Source organism: Microbacterium sp. HA-8 (assembly GCF_046111165.1).
Classification (GTDB): Bacteria; Actinomycetota; Actinomycetes; order Actinomycetales; family Microbacteriaceae; genus Microbacterium.
Window position 1 is genome coordinate 22,110 of sequence record NZ_CP162026.1, and the last position, 17,695, is coordinate 39,804.

The following is a 17,695-nucleotide window of genomic DNA, read 5'->3' on the forward strand; positions in this document are numbered from 1 at the left end:
TCTCATGCTCACCAAGCGCCCCGCAAGCCTCATCGCCGCCGCTGTCGCGATCGCCGGCGCCCTGACGCTCGCCGGCTGCACCGGCACCCAGCCGCCCGTGAGCAGCCCCACCGTGTCCACGTCGGAGACCCCCACCCCGACCCCCACCGCCTTCGAGCCGCCCGCTGACGAGGCGGAGGCAATCGCCGCGGCCGAGGCGACCATCACCCGCCTTCTGACCATCCAGGCCGAGGTCGACCAGGCCGGCGGCACCGACACGGCCGCCTACGACGCCGTCGCCACCGGCAAGGCGCTCCAGCTCTACGTCGCCAACTCGACGCGCATCGCCGAAGGTCCGCTGCTCAACGAGGACGGCGAGAGCATCGACGGCCAGTCGACCGTTGAGGGCGCCATCACCTTCGAGCCCCTCAGCGCCTACGGGCAGGAATGGCAGGACGTCCCCAACGGCCTCGTCATCGTCCCCGGCTGCCTGGACACCACCGACCTCAAGATCACGACCGCAGACGGCAAGCCCGCCATGCAGAACCCCAACCCCCGCAACCAGGTCGAGTACCACGTCGGCTACGACGTCGACCGGAAGACCTGGCTCGTCAACGACCGAATCGACTTGGGGGAGACGTGCTGAGGAGAGCGCTCGCAGCGCTCCTCGCGGCGGGCGCACTGATCGCGGGCATGCTGGTCGCCACTACCCCCGCGGCCGCCGCGGACGGCGTCTGGTGCAACGCGGACGGCCAGTGCTACGTGCAGCTGACCTATCGGCCCTCCGACCCGTCCCCTAGCCCCGACTCGAACGGCTGGACGGCCGGCGCCCCGCGCTGCTACATGATCACGAGCGAATCGCAGGCGATCGCGCAGGGGTTCGACCCGGACGAGATCTTCGTCTACTCCGAGAGCGGCGGCTACACCGAGTGGTACGTCCTCGTGAACTGCGGCAGCGGGATCTCCTACTGGTCGAACAACCGGCAGTGCTACGTGTCGATGGCACCGGGGGAGTGGCCCGCCAGGCCTCCGCAGTACGACCAGGACGCGGGCTATTACGTCTGCACCTCGGGCGTTCTCGGCCCCGGAGGCGGCGTCGACATCGACGACACCTACTTCTGGTCGAACACGGTGCCGCCCGGCCTGCAGGTCCTCACCCCCGGCAACGCCGCGGCGCAGCTGATCTCGACGTTCCAGCTGCGCGGAGTCACGATCGGCATGGCACCCCGGGTCAACCCCGAGTGGGGCCACCGCCGCACCTACGTCGGCATCCCGGTCTGGCTGTGGGTCGATGACCCCGAGCCGCTCACCTGGGGTCCCTACACCGAGACCGCCACCCTCGGCGGGCAGACGATCACCGCCACGGCGAAGGTCTCCGCGATCCGGTGGGAGATGGGCGACGGCGGCACCGAGGTGTGCGGCAGCACCGGCACCCCGTACACGTACCGCACCGAGATCACCGCGAGCCCGACGTGCGGCTACACCTACACGCGCACGAGCTCCAGCAACCCGGCCGACCGGTTCACTGTCACCGCGGTGTCCCAGTGGGTCGTCACGTGGACCTCGCTCAGCGGCGCCAACGGGACCGTCAACCTCACCACATCCAGCAGCGTCGACCTCGAGGTCAACGAGCTGCAATCCGTCACCGTCCCCAACCCCAACGGCTGAGCAGGAGGGATCAATCATGCGCATCCTCAAAGGTCTCGGATCACTGATCGCCCTGCTGGTCCTGCTGGTCGGGATCCCGGTCGGGCTGATCGTGTTCGCCGGCAACCCGATCCCCAGCTGGGACGAGGTCATGCGGCTCACGTCCGTCCCGGACTACGGCGGCAAGTTCTTCATGGGCACGCTGCTGCCAATCGTCGCGTGGATCCTGTGGGGCACCTTCGTGGTCGGGTTCCTCGTCGAGCTGCCCGCCCAGCTGCGCCGGGTGCCGGCACCGCGGCTGCCCGGGCTTCGGCTGCAGCAGCAGGGCGCCGGGTTCCTGATCGCCGCGGTGGTCGTCATGTTCGCCGGCGTCTCGCCCGCCATCGCCGCCCCCAACAGCGCATCCGCCGCCGAGCCGACTGCAGCCGTGGCGGCTGTGTCCTCGACGATCACCCCCGCCGCGGCCGTCGAAGCCCACACGGACGCGGCCGTCGCGGCCGAGGCGCCAGCGGCGTCGACCTACACGGTGCAAGACGGTGACTCTCTGTGGCGCATCGCGCAGCAGACCCTCGGCTCGGGGGAGCGGTGGAAAGAGATCGCGGACCTCAACTACGGGGTCGAGCAGGCGGACGGCTGGTCCCTCACGCCCGAGAACTGGCTCAACGCCGGCTGGGTCCTCACCCTCCCCTCCGATGCGCCCAGCGGCGCCTCGAGCTCGGCGGAGACCACGGTGGAGACCACAACCGTCGAGAAGGAAGTGACCGTCGTCTCCGGTGACACCCTGTGGGCGATCGCCGAGCAGGAGCTCGGAGACGGTAACCGATACCCGGAGATCTTCGACGCCACGAAGGACGATGTGCAGCCGGATGGCCGCCACCTCACCGACCCCGACCTGATCTACCCCGGGTGGGTCGTCGACGTGCCCGTCACCGTGGAGGCCACCGTCCCGGTCGCGCCGCCCGCAGAGACGGGTGGCGTCGAGGACACCGCGCCCGGGGCCGGCACCTCGGAGACGGGAGCGGACGCAGGGGCGTCCTCGCTCGTCGACGAAGGCGCGGGGGCGCAGGCCGACGTCGACGAGCTCGGTGGGGGCGCTGTCGGCGCGATCCCCGGCGCAACCACTGCTCCCGGCGCTGCGGACGACGCGACGACCGGACAGGAGCCGGCGGAGCAGGCACCCGCGGCCGAGCAGGCGGCGGACGACGCGGCCGACACCGATTGGATCGACGAGATCTTCAACGTGCGCACCGCCGGCGGTCTCGGGTCTCTCGCGGCCGCCGGTCTGCTGGTGTTCCTCGGTGTGCGGCGCATGAAGCAGCGCCGTGACCGCAAGCCGGGTCAGCGCATCTCGATGCCGGAGGGCGCTGCCAGCGACATGGAGCTCGCGCTGCGCGCAGTGGAGAACCCGCTGGGGATGGATCACGTCGACCATGCGCTGCGGCACCTGGCCGCGTGGGCTCAGGAGACCGGGAACGCGCTGCCGCCCGTGTACGCGCTGCGGCTGTCCGACGTCGAGATCGCGCTCTACCTGGATGCCCCGGCCGAGCTGCCGGCGCCGTTCGTCGAGGTCAGCGACGACAAGATGGCCTGGTCGGTCGACCCCGAAGAGCTGCCCCCGCTCGAGCGGGTTCCCAGCGCCCCGTACCCGGCGCTCGTCACGCTCGGCCAGGACCTCGGCGACGCCCACGTGATGGTAGACCTCGAGCACATCGGCGCGTTGAACATGATCGGCTCCGACGAGTCCGTCCACGGCGCTCTCACCGGGCTCGCCGTGGAACTGGCGACGAGCCAGTGGGCGGAGGATCTGCGCATCACGCTCGTCGGGATCGCGCCGGAGCTCCCGGAGGCGCTGGACACCGGCAGGTTCCGACACGTCGACAACATCGACGCGCTGCTGCACACCCTGCGCGCGCAGGCCACGGAGATCGAACGAGCCCTCGAAGAGCTGGGGGTGGACTCGATCGAGCAGGCACGATCGGCGGGTCTGGAAGCGGAGTCGTGGACGCCGGAGATCGTCATCCTGGGCGCCATGCCTGATGAGCAGGCTCGGGCTGAGCTCGCGGATCTGGTCACCAGGCTTCCCCGAGTCGGGATCGCCGCGATCACTGCCGGTGAGCTCGCCGGCGACTGGACCATGCACCTCGACGACGATCACACCGCCCAGCTGCAGATCCCCGCGGCCGAGCACACGCTGCCCCTCACCCCGCAGATCGTCAACGCGGAGGAGTACGCCAGCATCCTGCAGCTGCTCAACAGCAGCGACCAGGTCGTCACCAACGACAGCGAGTGGGCGCCGGCCGACGAGGTCACCCTCGACGACTTGCCACCGGCTGACACCACCCTCCGCGACGTCGACGAAGACACCCGCGCGGAGGACGGCGACGCCGACGAGTGGAAGAGCATCCTGCACTCCCTGCTGCCGGCCAAGTCCGTCGACGTCGTCGCGACGCCCGTCGACGAAACCGCCGAGGAGGCCGACGAGGCAGCCGTCGACGAGACCGTCGAGGAGGCCGCCGGGGCGGTCGTCGACGAGACCGATGTCGACGTCGCGGCCGAGGCGCCCACCGACGTGCCCGAGGCCGAGGCCTCGACGAAGGAGCCGGCCGGTCCGGTCCGGCCGATCGTTCCTCTGCGAGGTGCACCGTACGTGCAGATCCTCGGACCGGTGCAGATCGTGGGCGCCCAGGGACCGGCTCCCAAGACGCCCGCGACGTCGAAGACGAACCAGTCGGTCGTGCAGCGCGCGACCGAGCTGATCGCGTTCCTCGCCCTGAACCCGCGGGCGACGGCCGTTCAGGTGCACGGTGCGCTGTGGCCGGGGAAGGACCCGCACGGCGGCACCGCACAGCAGACACGCAACTCCCACACCTCGCGCGCCCGGTCCTGGCTCGGTGTCTCTCCCGCTGGCGAGCAGTACCTGCCGCGCGTGGGCGCCGAGGGCTACCGGTTGCGCGAGGAGGTCCGCACCGACTGGCAGCTGTGGCTCGATCTCGTCGGCGAAGACCCAGCGTCCGCCCCGACCGCGAACCTCACCCAGGCGCTGCGTCTGGTGAAGGGGCAGCCGTTCGAAGGCGTCAAGGAGAAGTTCTACGGCTGGGCCGAGCCGATCCGCTACGAGATCATCGCCGCGGTCGGCGATGCTGCGCACGAACTCGCGACCCGGTCGCTGCGAGCTGGTGACTGCGCCAACGCCCGTCTCGCGGCCGCAGTCGGGCGGATGGTCGACCCGGTCAACGAGATCTTCTGGCGTGATGCCCTCAAGGCCGAGCACCAGGCCGGCGACCCGACAGGTGTCGAGCGGCTCGTGAAGCAGCTGGAGAGCCACCTGGACAGCTTCGAGGACGGCTACGAGGCCGAGCCCGAGACGCAGGAGCTCATCGCCTCGATCCGGCGGCGAGACGCGAGCTGAGCATGACCGCGACGCCCGAGTACTCCCGACCTGTGGAGATCCTCCCCGCCTCCTGGGTCCAGGTCGCCGGGAGGATCTCCGTCGCGCTGGGCGCCGGCGCCGCCTTCGCGGCCGCGGGAGCGGTCGGAGGCGTCGGGACGGTGCAGTGGATGCTCGCGGCCGCGGTCGCCGCGTTCGGTGTCTGGCTGGCCGTGTGGGACTTCCGTGAACATCGGCTGCCCAACGCGATCGTCTTCCCGCTCTACGGCGTCGTAGGGGCCGCTCTGGCCGTCCTGGGGGCGTTCACGGGCGACTGGGGGCGGGCAGGCCTCGCCGTGGCCGGCGGGGTCATTCTCTGGTGCGTCTACTTCGCCCTCGGGCTCGCCGGCGCAGTCGGGTTCGGAGACGTCAAGCTCGCCGGCGCGCTCGGCGCCTGGCTGGCCTGGTTCGGTCTCCCGCTCCTGATCCCCGCGACGATCCTCGCCTACCTGCTCGCGCTGCCCCACACGCTCGTGATCCTCGCCCAGCGCCGCGGCGGCCGCGTCCCCTTCGGCCCGTACATGATCGCCGGCGCGCTCATCGCCGGAATCGCCGCGACCGTATGAGGCTCATCCCCGACACCGCCGTCTCGCGCGAGCTCGGCGAAGAGATCGTCAGCATCCTCGAGGGGGCCGTGCTCCCTGGTGGCGACTGCGCGGCGTGCGGGCGACAGCTCGGTGATGGTGCGTTTCGTCTTTCTGTCTACCCGCAGCCGACCGGAGGCGTCCTGGTGACGGCCGTGCACGCCACGTGCGGGACCTCCAACCTGCAGCACGGCGGTCTCCTCGTCGTGCCACCGGGCACGTGGACGGCCGCCGGCGCTGTCATCACCACCGTCAAGGCCACGCCTTCACGCACCTGGTGGGGTGGGCGGCGCGAGCAGCTCGAGGAGACCCCCATCCCTCTCGTGATCGTGAGCCCGTCCTGCGACGTGTTCTACCTCGGCCGCCGCGACGGCCGGCTCATCACGCCGGTGGAGCATCTGCTCCTGGAGGGGTACGACCGCGCCGGCGAGATCCGGTTTCACGCGGCCGCTCGGGAGGACCTCACCGTCTCCCTCGACACAGACGAGCTCACGATCAGCCCCCTGTTCCTCGACGAGTACTCCATCGACGTGCGCGAGGGGTTCACGGACATGCTCGACGTCGCCGGCGGCCTGCTCCTGGCGATCACCCACGAGCCCATCGGCGCCCTCGCCGCGGGGGAGGGCGATGCCGCCGAGCTCGAGCGCGTCACCACCTCGCCGCACAGTGCGTTCGCGTGGATCCCCGCCGAGTCGATCCGGAGTGCCTGACGCCACCACCTCTACCGATATCTAGTGGAATCTAGTGAATCGCTAGACTTCCCTAGATTTCCCTACAGATCGAGGTGGCCGTGGATCCCGTCCGTAACCCGTACTCGCCTGGCGCCGGCAGGAAGCCGGCAGCACTCGTCGGCCGCGACGACGCGCTCAAGGCATGGGCGACCGCTCTGCAGCGCGCCGAGAGAGGGCGCGCCGATCAGCCTTTCGTCCTCTACGGACTCCGCGGCGTGGGAAAGACCGTGCTGCTGTCCGAGTTCCGCCGCAACGCCGTCAAGCGCAACTGGATCGTCGCCCAGATCGAAGCCGGCTCCGGCAAGACGCTGCGCGAACTGCTCGGCGAGGCGCTCTACGAGCCTCTCGCTGAACTCGCGCGGCCTGGCGCCGGCAAGCGCCTCGTGCGAGCTCTGCGAACCGCGCTGAGCTTCAAGGCCTCCTACGACACGAGCGGCACCTGGACGTTCGGTCTCGACCTCAGCGGCGCCGAAGGTGGGGGAGCGGACACGGGGATCCTGGACACCGATCTCAAGAAGCTCCTCCGCGACCTTTCCGAAGCCGCCGAGGAGGAGGGTGTCGGCCTCGCGATCCTCATCGACGAGGCCCAGGACCTCACCGTCGACGAGCTCACAACGATCTGCACGATCGCGCACGCGGCCGCGCAGGACGAGTGGCCGGCGTTGTTCGCGTTCGCCGGCCTCCCCAGCCTCCCCAGGATCCTCGCGGAAGCGAAGTCCTACGCCGAGCGGTTCCAGTACTCGAAGATCCAGCAGATCGACGAGAACGTCGTTGCCGAAGCGCTCACCATCCCTGCCGCCCAGGAAGACGCGCAGTGGGATGACGACGCTGTCGCTCTCGTCGTCGCGAAGTCGGGCCGCTACCCGTACTTCCTGCAGCAGTACGGCCAAGAGACGTGGAACGTCGCCGCCGGCCCCGTCATCACCGAGTCTGACGCGGAACGCGGCGTGCTGCAGGGAAACAACCAACTCGACAACGGGTTCTTCCGGGCACGCTGGGACCGCGCCACCCCCGCCGAACAGCAGTATCTACGCGCGATGGCCGTCGACGGCGACGCCGGCGGCCCCTCGAGTGAGATCGCCGCCAGGCTCGGAAAGAAGCCACAGAGCCTCGGACCCACCCGCGCATCGCTGATCGCGAAGGGTCTGATCTACGCGCCCGAGCACGGGATCGTCGCCTTCACCGTGCCCGGAATGGCGGCATTCATCGGCAGGCAGATCGACGCCTGAGTCGCTGTCCGACCCGAACGTCTACTCCGACGATCGGGCGCGCGGGTCGTCGGAGCCCCGTGACCAGAACTCATCCACGGCGACGTCCCAGACCTTCACCGTCTTCCCCTCATGGACATGGGAACGAGTCAGCTTGCCGGCTTCGTCTTTTTCCACCAGGCCCACGAGGTCGAGGGCAGCCGAGATCTGCGGCAGTGAGGGCCGCTCGTCGACGGCGAGATCTGCCGCCAGGAGTGCGCGCGCCGGGGCACACAGCAGCAGCAGCCGGCCATTGGTGAGAATCCCGACCCGGCGGCCGCTCTTTGAGCTCTCCTCCGAAAACGAGCCGTGCGCGTCGTACACGTGCGCACGCCCTTCGTCGATCGCACGACGGACGGAGCTCACAAGCGCGTCGACCAGGTGAGGATCCGCGGCCGACGTCGCTGGCGATGACACTCGAGCCGGCTTCGCACGACGCTCCACGGCCGTTGCGGTCGGCCGTGCCGGCCGCCGAGTCGCGGAGCGTTCGCTCTGGCTGCTAGGGCGAGCGCGGGTCTCGGGAGCATCGCTCGTCGACGGCGGCCGCGGCGACTCCCGAGTCCACGGCCAGGCATCGAAGGGCAGCTGGTGGGCGTCGAGGAACTGGTCGAGCAGCCGCAACCCGAAGCGACACGCGGCAACAGATGACCGGTCGGCCTCTGGTACACGATGCAGCCCCGCCCACATGTCGAGGTAGTCGTCCATCGATGGGGCGCCGGCACCACGCATCCAGTCCCGGATCCTCCGGCCGAGCTCGACACGAGCGTGTGCGGTCTCGCCAGCCACGATCGCGCTGTACTGGCTTCGCTCGAGGTCCGGGGAGAGCTCGATCGAGAAGACCCGGTCCCGGAAGTCGGGAAGCATCTTGCGTTCGCCGGTGATGATCGTCGCCGGCGGCACGCCCTCCGCCAGCTCCCCGCTGCGCCCCATAGCGGCGCTCAGCTCGAGGCCGTCCAGGATCTTCCGCAGCTCCCTCTTCAACAGAGTCGGGCGATGCGCAGGGACCAGATCCTCCAGCACCATCGGATACTCGATGACGAACCACTCGCCCTTGCGCATCTCGAACGGGATCCCATCCGCGCGCAGCTCACTCCACGGGCGGCCTCCGAGCTCAGCGAGAGCGAACGCCGCCATCACCTTGTCCGGCGCATCACCGTAGAGATAGATCGGCTTTGGGAACGGCCGCCACAACGAGAACACCATCGCGCCCACGAGCCGCTCCACGGCAGGAGATCCGCGCAGCGCGGCAAGTGCCCTCGGCACCAGATCCTCGACGCTTACGACCTCCACGCCGCCCACTCTGACAGAGACAGACCCCTCCAACCGGGTCCATCTGGGGCGAGATCAGGGGCGTGTTACCGATTTTCCGGCGCCCTCCACCCCCGGAATCACGCCGCTGTTACCGAGCCATCCCACGCCGGGAGACCGCTTCGCAAAACTTGTAACACTCTTCTGACCTGGGTTTTTCCATGCGGTGAAGCACCGTAACCGTAACCGTTACCGGAAACTCAACACATATACGTGTTAACCCCCAAACACCCCAGCATGCTCCGACACCGAAGGAGACCGCGCTGGAGGACTGAAAAAACTTCGAGGCCCGATGTCCGGATAACGTCGGAACCTGCACCTATGACGGTCATGAGTGATCTGATCGATCCGACACGCCAGGCGCGCGGAGAAGTAATCCTGAATCTGCTTCAGGTGTGTGCTAAACATGGCGCATGGATGAGCCGAGGAAGCCGGGGATGCAGCCCCGCGGGAAGCGGATCACCGTTTCGTCCCGAGTCCCAATCGAGCACCACGCCGTCTACAACCAGGCAGCGGAGGATCTTGGGATCCCGCTGGGGAGTCTGGTCGAGCTGCGCCTCGCCGAGCTCTATGGACTCGAGATCCCGGCGTACATCCAGCAAGAACTGCGGCGGGCTCAAGCGCGCCGAGAAGCCGAGGAGTCTCGACAGGAGTTGCCGATGCTGCGCACCGCATAAAAGCGAAGATCCCGTGGCTTGCCGGCCACAGGATCTTCGAGAGTCTGTTCCGGACCAAAGAGCTTTGGCGAGCTAGGTCCGAGTTTTGAGTTAGAGCCCCTTGCCGGGGGATCTGGCTACCACGTGGAGGTCACGAGAGGAGGCCGTTGCACGTCATGATACCCGAAGTTCGTCTTTTTCAGTATCAGATTCTGTTTCGTCGTGTCGACGCTCCTCCCGCGATCGCAGCGGGGGGAACGCTCGGATGACGCTGACTGACTCTCCTGTTGTTGGGGCTGCCGGGTCGGCGGTCGATCGAGTGTGGAACGCTCTCGACGCCGGCGGGTTCAAGCCCGAGTCGATCCGGGGCGACAAGTTCATGGCGCTGTGCCCGGTGCATGGCGATACTCACCGCTCGCTGAGTGTGAAGTTCGACCGGCGCCGTGAGGCGGTCCTGCTCAACTGCTTCACGTGCCACGCCGACTACCGCGACGTCGCCAGCGCGATCGGTCTGTCCGCCACCGACCTGTTCGACGCGCCTCTCCCAGAGAAGGACGCTCCGCGGCCCGCGAAGGGCAAGCCGAAGTTCGAGACCGCGCACCGTGTGCCGCGCCGCATCACCGGCCTCGTCGACGTCGACGAGCTCGCCGGGGCGAAGTGGGAACAGGTGACGACTTACCCGTACGCCGACGCCGCCGGGACCGTGGTCGAAGAGGTCATCCGTGAGCAGGCCGTGGTCGACGGCGCCGTGCACAAGCGGTTCCGTCAGCGGTTTCGCTCGGCGGCCGGCCGGTGGGTCACGAAGAAGCCGACCGGATTCACCCCCGTCCTGTACCAGCACGCCGCCGTGCTGCGTGCGATCGCCACCGACCAGCCCGTCTGGATCGTCGAGGGGGAGAAGGACGCCGACAACGCTGCCGCCCGCGGCCTGGTCGCGACTACGAACGCCCAGGGGTCCGGGTCGTTCCCCCGTGAGCTCGCCGAGGTGTTCACCGGGGCCACGGTCAACGTGGTCGCCGATCGGGATAGCGCCGGCTACAAGCGGGCCGCGCAGCTGCACCACCTGCTCGGCGAGGTCGGCGCGACGGTGACCCTGTACCGGCCGGCGGTCGATGTCGACAAGGGCGATCTCACCGACCACTTCGAGGCCGGTTTGGGTGTCGAGGACCTGGAGGAGATCTCGGTCGGCAATGCCGTGCTGCTCCAGCTGATCGCTGACACGGTGAAGGGGATCGAGGCGATCGCCGTATGCAGCGCGGAGATCCGCGCCCACCAGGAGCTGGTCGCTTCGGGCGAGGATCCCGCGCAGCACGACGAGGACATCGCCGCGTGGGCGAAGGAGGCGCTGCTCCGCTACCGCCGGGTCGCTGCGAACATCGGCGAAGTGGTTACGGCGACCGGTGCCACGGATCCCCTCAGCCGCACCGTGATGCAAGAGGCGGAGAACCTCGTCGACCAGGCCGCCCGCACCGCACAGGAGGCCTACGACCTCACGGGTGTCCGCGTGCCGACCAGCATCACCGAGCGACTCAAGCCCGCTGACCGGCGTGTGCAGTTCGGCGACGACCGCAAGGTTGAGGCCGGCGACCCGCCCGCGTTCACGGGCAACACGTTCATCCCCGGCGACGACGACACCCCCAACCGCGGCCGCGAGTTCACCGTCCGCAAGGGCCAGACCGTCGAGATCAAGTGGGAGCGCGACGGCGACGGGACCCGCCGCCGGTTCAACCGCGTCATCGAGGGCTGGGGCGACATCCTCTCGGTCGCGTTCGAAGACAACGGCCAGGAGTCGGAGATCACCCGAGCCACCCACGAGATGACAGTCCGGTTCTCCCGCTGGGTCCGCGATGAGGAGGGGAACCCGGTCTACGAAGAGAACGGCAGCAACAAGATCGAGTCCCAGGTGGTCACCTGGGATGACGAGCAGCTGCAGCGGGGGACGTGGGCTGACGCGCTGCCGTGGGTCGGGATGCTCGAGAACACGTCCCGCCGCGGCCGCGAGCTGGCGTGGGACGCCCTGCACAACGCCCGCCCCGCCCCGTACGCGCGAGAGCGCGTCTACACCACCACCGGGTGGCGTGAGGGGGAGTCGGGAAGCTACTTCGTCCACGCAGACGGAGCGATCACCGCGCAGGGTTCGATGCCGCTGCGGACACGCATGGTGGGCGGCATCGAGCATCTGCGGGTCGCGGAGCCCACCACTGAGGCGAAGGCTCTGCGGGCCGCGTGGGAGGGAAGCACCGTGCCACTGCGCGAGAAGCTGCCCGCCCGGGCGATGGGTCCCTTGCTGGGCCTGGTGTGGCGGGCGCCGTTCGCGCCCGTGCCCCACGTCTGCTACCTCAACGGCGCCGCCGGATCCGGAAAGTCCACGCTCGCCCGACTCGTCATGCACTACTTCGCGCCTGGCCTCGTGCAGCAGGAAGGCTCGCCCAAGACGATCCTCTCCGCCACCGCCGCCGGCGGATCTCAGTCCGGCATCGGCCTGATGCGGGTCGTCCGCTCCGCCGACTACATGCCCGTCCTCGCCGACGACTTCGTCGACATCGACGCGAAGAAGGCTGAGGCGCGCCTCGAGAACCTGGTCCGGGCACTGTTCGACGGCGGCGGCCACGTCGCCGGTAAGGCCCGTGGGGGAGTGACCGCGCAGGGCCGCATCAACGCGTCCGTCATCGCTACGGGCCAGATCGGCATCACCGGCTCCGCACTCCAGCGCCTGTTCACGATCGCGTTGAACCCGGGCGAGATCCCCGACAGCACCGCCACGTTCATGCAGCTCGAGGAGAAGACCCACCGCGAGGAGAGGGCACTCCTCGGCGCTGCGCTGCTGCAGTGGCTCGCCGCCCACCGCGACACGATCCAGGCCGAGTACTTCGACCCCGACAGCACCTCGCCTCTCAGCCTGCGCGCCCTCACCCTCGCCTGGACGCGACGTCTGCGCGATGTCCCACACAACGACGGTGCACGCGGCCGCATGATCACCGCGGCCGTGGTCTCCGTCCACGGGATCGCTCTGATGCTGCGCATGCTCATCGAGAACAAGGCGCTAACCCGCGACGAAGCCAACGAGTTCTACGCCTGGGCCGAGGCGGGGATCGATGAAGGGATCCGGCTGCAGGACCCCGGCAGCGGCGACGTCGCACTGCTCACGATGGAACTGCTGCGCGAAGCGCTCGCCAGCCAGGCCGCACACATCTCGCTCACCGATGGCGAAGCGCCAGACAACGCCGAGCAGCTCGGCTGGAGCCGCCGCGGCAAGCAGCCCAACGACGTTCTCGTCCCCAGTGGCCCGAAGGTCGGCACCATCAAGGTGCACAGCGACGGGACTGAACGGCTCTACCTGTTCCCGATGGTCACGTTCGAGGTCATCAAGAAGGTCGCCGCCGGCGCCGGCATGGGATTCAGCGACACCACCACCTCGATCGGCTCTTCGTTCGCCGGCGCCCCGCACTTCTGGATCACACCCGAGTTCACCAACCGTGACAGCAGCACCCAGCACACCGTCCGCCCGATCCAGGGCGGCCCCCCGATGAAGGTGTGGGACCTCCCCCTCAGCGCACTGTTCGGCGAGCACGGCAGCGACGACGACACCGATCCCGGCACCGATTCCCCGGACCCGTCGCTGTTCGACGGTCCCGTGAACTTCGGGGCACTGCTCGACGACACTGCCGCTGAGGACGCACCCCCGGCGCCCGAACCGCTGCTCGAGATCCCCGAGACCGCCGCGTCGCCATTGACCTCTGACCCGCAGCCAGCGGAGCGCTCGTCGACCCAGCCGGCACCGGCCGCGACGGCCTCCGCCCCCGCCAAGCGCGCAGCGGTCGCCCCCGGACCGGGTTTCCGCGGCGTCGTGGGCGTGCTCGACGAGCACGGCGTCTGGCTCCCGGACGGTCAGTGCGTGCCGCTCCCGTTCCCCATCCGGCACATTGGCGATGCCGCGAAGGTCATCGCCAACCTCGGACTCGGCTACCGGCACCCGGGTGCCTGGAAGTCGGAGGACGGCCAGCTGTTCGTGACGGATGCCGCGGCGCGCCAGCTCGGCCTCCCCGTCGACCAGCTGACCTCACACGAAGGCCGTGAGCGCACGGAGGAGCTGTACAAGCTCACCGTCGACCACCCGTTCCTCACCGACGCGATCGCCGAGGGGTACGAGATCGGCGGCGCCCAGGTGGCCCTCAACCCGATGACCCGCGTGTGGATGCCCGGCAACGACCGGCTGCGGGGACGGTTCGCGTTGATGGCCGCGCTGCAGGACGACTTCACCGCGCTGTGCGCCGGTGACGCGGACAGCGCCACGATCGCGCGCCGCCTGCAGCGATACGCCGAGATGATCGGCAAGCCCTACGCGGTCAGCGCTGCTGTAACCGGCATCGACCTCATGCTCGATCTCGCGCCTAGCAAGGAGAAGCGCCTCGAGCGGTTCACCCCGCACACACCGGTCGGGCCGGCGGAGATCTCGACCCTCGAGGCGGACATCAACTGGCAGCGCAAGCCGGTGGGTGAAGAGCTCGAGCACACCTACGTGCACGCCTTCGACCGCGGCGGCTCCTACCTCGCCGGCGTCAGCGGCCAGCACTACGGCATCGGCGAGCCCCGGTACTTGCCCGAAGGCTCCCGGATCGAGTTCAAGAGCACCACGCCCGGCTACTGGCGCGTCGTTCTCCCCGAGCGCCGCGAGTGGCTGCACCCGAACCCGATCGATCCGTTCAACCGCGACGGCGAGATCGCCGGCATGAAGAGCTGGCTGACCACCGCGACCCTCACCATCGCCCAGGAGCTCGGCTACGAGCTTGAGATCGTCGAAGCGTACGTGTGGGACAACCACGGCCGGATCCTCGACAGCTGGGCGGAGCGGATCGCCGAAGCCCGCGCGGCACTGGACACCGCGGACCCCGACGACCAGGCAGTGCGCGAGCTCGTCAAGCCCACCTACACCCGCGGCCTGGGCCGCATGGCGAGCTTCGAGCACATGAAGGGGCGGCCCGGATTCGCACCCGAGCGGTACCACCTGATCCAGGCTCGCTCCCGCGCCAACATCATCCGCCGGATCGTGCAGATCGGCAACGAGACGGGTCGCTGGCCCGTCGCCGTCAAGCAGGACACGATCCTCTACACCAGCAACGAGATCGACCCGGAGAAGGCATGGCCCGGGCGGCCTCGCGACTTCGGCCGAGGGCTCGGTCAGTACAAGCCCGAGGGGTTCGCGTTCCTCAACGAGCACCTGCAGTTCCTGACCGGTGAGGGCCGCTACGACGGCAAGGACCACCTGGACCTCGAGGTGTTCTGACGATGACGAGCGAGAGAGGAGCCGACGATGGACGCTGACGACGCACGTGCAGCTGCCGAACGCGCAGCCAAGCAGCGCAACGCCGTCTTCGAGGCCTTCACCCGCCAGGAAGCGACCCCCACCGGCGCCGGGGAGGGTGCTCCTGGCGTCGTCCGGATGCTCCGGTCCTTGTACAGCACCACCCGCTCTGTGAAAGCGGAGGGTGGCGCAGAGCGGATGATCACGTCGATCTCCACGAAGGAGGCTGCGCGCCGGCTCGGCGTCTCGCAGCGGACCGTGCAGCGGTGGATTAAGGGGCAGCACAACCCCTCCGCGACCGTGATGAAGAAGCTCAGCACGAAAGCGCGCCAGGCGGTCACGACCAAGCGCGGCCGCGCGCAGGCGGTGCGCCGCGCGATCGCTAATCAGAAGCCCACCGCGAACGGCGTCCGCGTGAGGGTCTCCGGCATGCAGGGGCCGAAGGACTACTCCCGCATGCGCGACATCGGGCAGAAGCTCACCCCCGAGGAATACGAGGGCCTGCAGCACGCCTACATGGAAGGCGGGGACAAGGGCGCTCTCGACTTCCTCGAAAACGTTCTGAGCGACAAATACGTCGAGAACTGGAACATCGACTATCTGACCGGGCTGGGCTTCGACGGTGTCGGACCCCACGACAACGATGGCGATCCCCGCGCCTTCCACTAGACCACCAACAGCACCACGACCAACACGAGAGGAGGTGAACCACCGATGACCGCAACCACCGCAGAATTGATGCAGGAGACGACTCCCGCAAGCATCACGGTCTACACCAAGCCCAGCTGCGTGCAGTGCAACGCGACCTACCGGGCGCTGGACGAAGCGTCGGCTGTTGCGTTCCTTGCAACTCCGGAAGGTGATATCCGGCCATAGAACGGTGAAAGCGACGTTGACGCTGCGGCTGTCTTCGAGCGTAATGCCGCGGCTTTGGCGGATGCGGATTTCATCTGGTTGCGTTTCTTCATGCGATGATAGATTAGATGCAACAATTCTTGTCGGTGAGCGACCTTCGTTCCGCGTTGCTGCCCAGCCTCGGTATGGGTGTGCTGCGGGTGGAGGAGGCCGTGTGGCGTTCCATGGTGGGGTCGTGGGCGCAGCAGCAGAGGGCCCGCCATCTGGCGACGCAGACGATCGAGACGCGCGTCGCGTTGGTGAACCGATTCCAGGCGTTCACGGAGAAGTATCCCTGGCAGTGGCAGGCTTCTGACCTCGACGAGTTCACCGATTCGTATCGGCAGCGGGGCCGCGGCCGCTCAACTATCCGGCAGGTCCATGGGGGGATCCGCGGGTTCTGTGACTATCTGATCAGCCCGGAGTACGACTGGGTGGAGATCTGCGAACAGCAGTTCGGGGAGACCCCGTCACAGGTGTGCCTGCCGTGGAACACGGCTGCGCACGTGCAGGAGTACGAGGGTGGTCCGCGTCGTCGGGCATTGACGTTCGACGAGGTGGAGCAGTTGTTCGACTACGCAGATTCTCGGGTCGAGGCTGCCGTCCGCAGCGGCCGGAAGGGTGCGCTCGGAGCGCTGCGGGATGCGCAGATGTTCAAGACCGCGTACGCGTTCGGGTTGCGCCGTGGCGAGCTGCGCGGTCTGGATCTGGTCGATCTGCATTACAACTCAAGGGTCCCGAAGTGGGGTCGGTATGCGGCCTTGCATGTCCGGTTCGCGAAAGCGAGCCGGGGCAGCAACCCGCGTCGGCGGACGGTGCTGCTAGTGCCGGAGATGGCGTGGTGGATCGAGGGAATGACGCAGTGGGTGGAGGATGCACGCGACCGGTTCGGGAGTCGAGATCTGGCCGCGATGTGGGTCACCGAGCGGAATACCCGGGTGTCCGCGAAGTACGTCGACGCCCGCTTCAGCGCGCTGCGTGACGGTGCCGGGTTGGACCCGGCGCTGACGTTGCATTGCCTGCGACACTCGTATGTCACGCATCTGGTCGAGTACGGATACGCCGACAAGTTCGTCCAAGACCAAGTGGGTCATCTTCACGCCTCGACGACGTCGATATATACGAGCGTGAGCGGCGATTTCAAGAACCGAGTTCTCTCCGACGCGTTGCGCCGGTTCCGACAGATGGAGGCAGAACTTTGACGCAGGTGCAGACAACCTGGAACCTTCGACAGCTGATGGCAAGTCAACAGATGTTCAAGACGACGGAGCTCATCCCGCTGCTGGCCAATTACGGGGTGTTCCTCTCCCGCGAACAGGTGTTCCGACTGGTGACCCAGAAACCGGAACGGGCCAGCATGCAGGTGATCGGCGCCGTGTGCGCAGCTCTCGGATGCACGCCGTCCGAGTTGATCACCGTCCGTGTCGTAGAGGAGCAGGCCGTCGCCGCGGAACCGACCAGCCGCCCGATCGGCGACCTACGACCCCCACGCGCCCGCATCCATCGCCCCCCGACCAGCACGGCCGAATAGGTGACCCCTCGTCCCAACGATCCTGCAGCAGCCCTGGTCAGCATCGCTCAGACAGTCCGCGCGGCCGCCCCGCTGGTTCCGGGTTCTCTGGTGATCTGGGCGGCGGTGAGTTCCGCGCCGACGAAGCGACTGCGGACGATGCTGCTGAACGATCTCCGCGCCGATCCAGGGCGGCTCGTTGGCGGTTCGCGCGATGCGTCGATGACTGTGCAGCGAATGATTCTCGAGCTGACTCGCCGCGGCGCCCCCGACCTGTCTTTGCCTGCATGCTCCCGGTGCGGTCGCGCCCGGCTACTGCCTTTGCGGGATGGGAACGGCGGCAGGTTCTGCACGGCATGCAGGTCGGACGGGTCGCGGGCGTGCTCGAGGTGCGGGAAGACCAAAGCGAG

The 17,695-nt window shown here is 68.3% G+C and carries 12 protein-coding genes and 1 pseudogene; 12 read left to right on the top strand and 1 reads right to left on the bottom strand.

The features are described 5' to 3' along the window. Positions 1-4 precede the first annotated feature (4 nt). From AB2L57_RS17890 to AB2L57_RS17915, 6 genes are all read left to right on the top strand, one after another. The gene (locus AB2L57_RS17890; protein WP_409048736.1) at positions 5-625 is read left to right on the top strand and encodes a hypothetical protein; all 621 of its coding nucleotides are present in this window, start codon (positions 5-7) and stop codon (positions 623-625) included. Further along, a complete protein-coding gene (locus AB2L57_RS17895) occupies positions 619-1,647 on the top strand; it encodes a hypothetical protein (protein WP_409048737.1) in 1,029 nt (342 codons plus the stop codon). The genes AB2L57_RS17890 and AB2L57_RS17895 overlap by 7 nt, the downstream gene beginning before the upstream one ends. A gap of 16 nt (positions 1,648-1,663) precedes the next feature. Further along, the gene (locus AB2L57_RS17900) at positions 1,664-5,035 is read left to right on the top strand and encodes a LysM peptidoglycan-binding domain-containing protein (RefSeq protein ID WP_409048738.1); all 3,372 of its coding nucleotides are present in this window, start codon (positions 1,664-1,666) and stop codon (positions 5,033-5,035) included. Positions 5,036-5,037: 2 nt separating this feature from the next. After that, the gene (locus AB2L57_RS17905; protein WP_409048739.1) at positions 5,038-5,619 is read left to right on the top strand and encodes a prepilin peptidase; all 582 of its coding nucleotides are present in this window, start codon (positions 5,038-5,040) and stop codon (positions 5,617-5,619) included. Further along, complete coding sequence (locus AB2L57_RS17910) at positions 5,616-6,347, top strand: hypothetical protein (protein WP_409048740.1); 732 nt, start codon at positions 5,616-5,618, stop codon at positions 6,345-6,347. The genes AB2L57_RS17905 and AB2L57_RS17910 overlap by 4 nt, the downstream gene beginning before the upstream one ends. 80 nt (positions 6,348-6,427) lie before the next feature. After that, positions 6,428-7,597 (top strand): AAA family ATPase, encoded by a 1,170-nt coding sequence (locus AB2L57_RS17915; RefSeq protein WP_409048741.1) that lies wholly within the window; start codon positions 6,428-6,430, stop codon positions 7,595-7,597. 21 nt (positions 7,598-7,618) lie between these two features. Here AB2L57_RS17915 and AB2L57_RS17920 read toward each other — a convergent pair whose 3' ends face one another. Beyond that, complete coding sequence (locus AB2L57_RS17920) at positions 7,619-8,905, bottom strand: hypothetical protein (protein ID WP_409048742.1); 1,287 nt, start codon at positions 8,903-8,905, stop codon at positions 7,619-7,621. A gap of 431 nt (positions 8,906-9,336) precedes the next feature. Here AB2L57_RS17920 and AB2L57_RS17925 point away from each other — a divergent pair, with 431 nt between their 5' ends. The 6 genes and pseudogenes from AB2L57_RS17925 (at position 9,337) to AB2L57_RS17950 (ending at position 17,306) form a co-directional block, all read left to right on the top strand. Continuing rightward, a complete protein-coding gene (locus tag AB2L57_RS17925; protein WP_409048743.1) occupies positions 9,337-9,600 on the top strand; it encodes a hypothetical protein in 264 nt (87 codons plus the stop codon). Positions 9,601-9,844: 244 nt separating this feature from the next. Further along, complete coding sequence (locus tag AB2L57_RS17930; protein ID WP_409048744.1) at positions 9,845-14,863, top strand: telomere-associated protein; 5,019 nt, start codon at positions 9,845-9,847, stop codon at positions 14,861-14,863. 27 nt (positions 14,864-14,890) lie between these two features. After that, on the top strand, positions 14,891-15,550 hold the full coding sequence (locus tag AB2L57_RS17935; protein WP_396643526.1) for a helix-turn-helix domain-containing protein: 660 nt from the start codon (positions 14,891-14,893) through the stop codon (positions 15,548-15,550). A 69-nt stretch (positions 15,551-15,619) separates the two neighbouring features. Continuing rightward, positions 15,620-15,709 (top strand): annotated as a pseudogene (locus AB2L57_RS17940) (glutaredoxin domain-containing protein); the annotation flags it as partial. A 155-nt stretch (positions 15,710-15,864) separates the two neighbouring features. Further along, the gene (locus AB2L57_RS17945) at positions 15,865-16,977 is read left to right on the top strand and encodes a tyrosine-type recombinase/integrase (RefSeq protein WP_409048745.1); all 1,113 of its coding nucleotides are present in this window, start codon (positions 15,865-15,867) and stop codon (positions 16,975-16,977) included. Between the two features lie 50 nt (positions 16,978-17,027). Beyond that, positions 17,028-17,306 carry a helix-turn-helix domain-containing protein gene (locus AB2L57_RS17950; protein ID WP_409048746.1) on the top strand — a complete coding sequence of 93 codons (279 nt, stop codon included), beginning with the start codon at positions 17,028-17,030 and terminating at the stop codon, positions 17,304-17,306. The last annotated feature ends 389 nt before the right edge of the window (positions 17,307-17,695 follow it).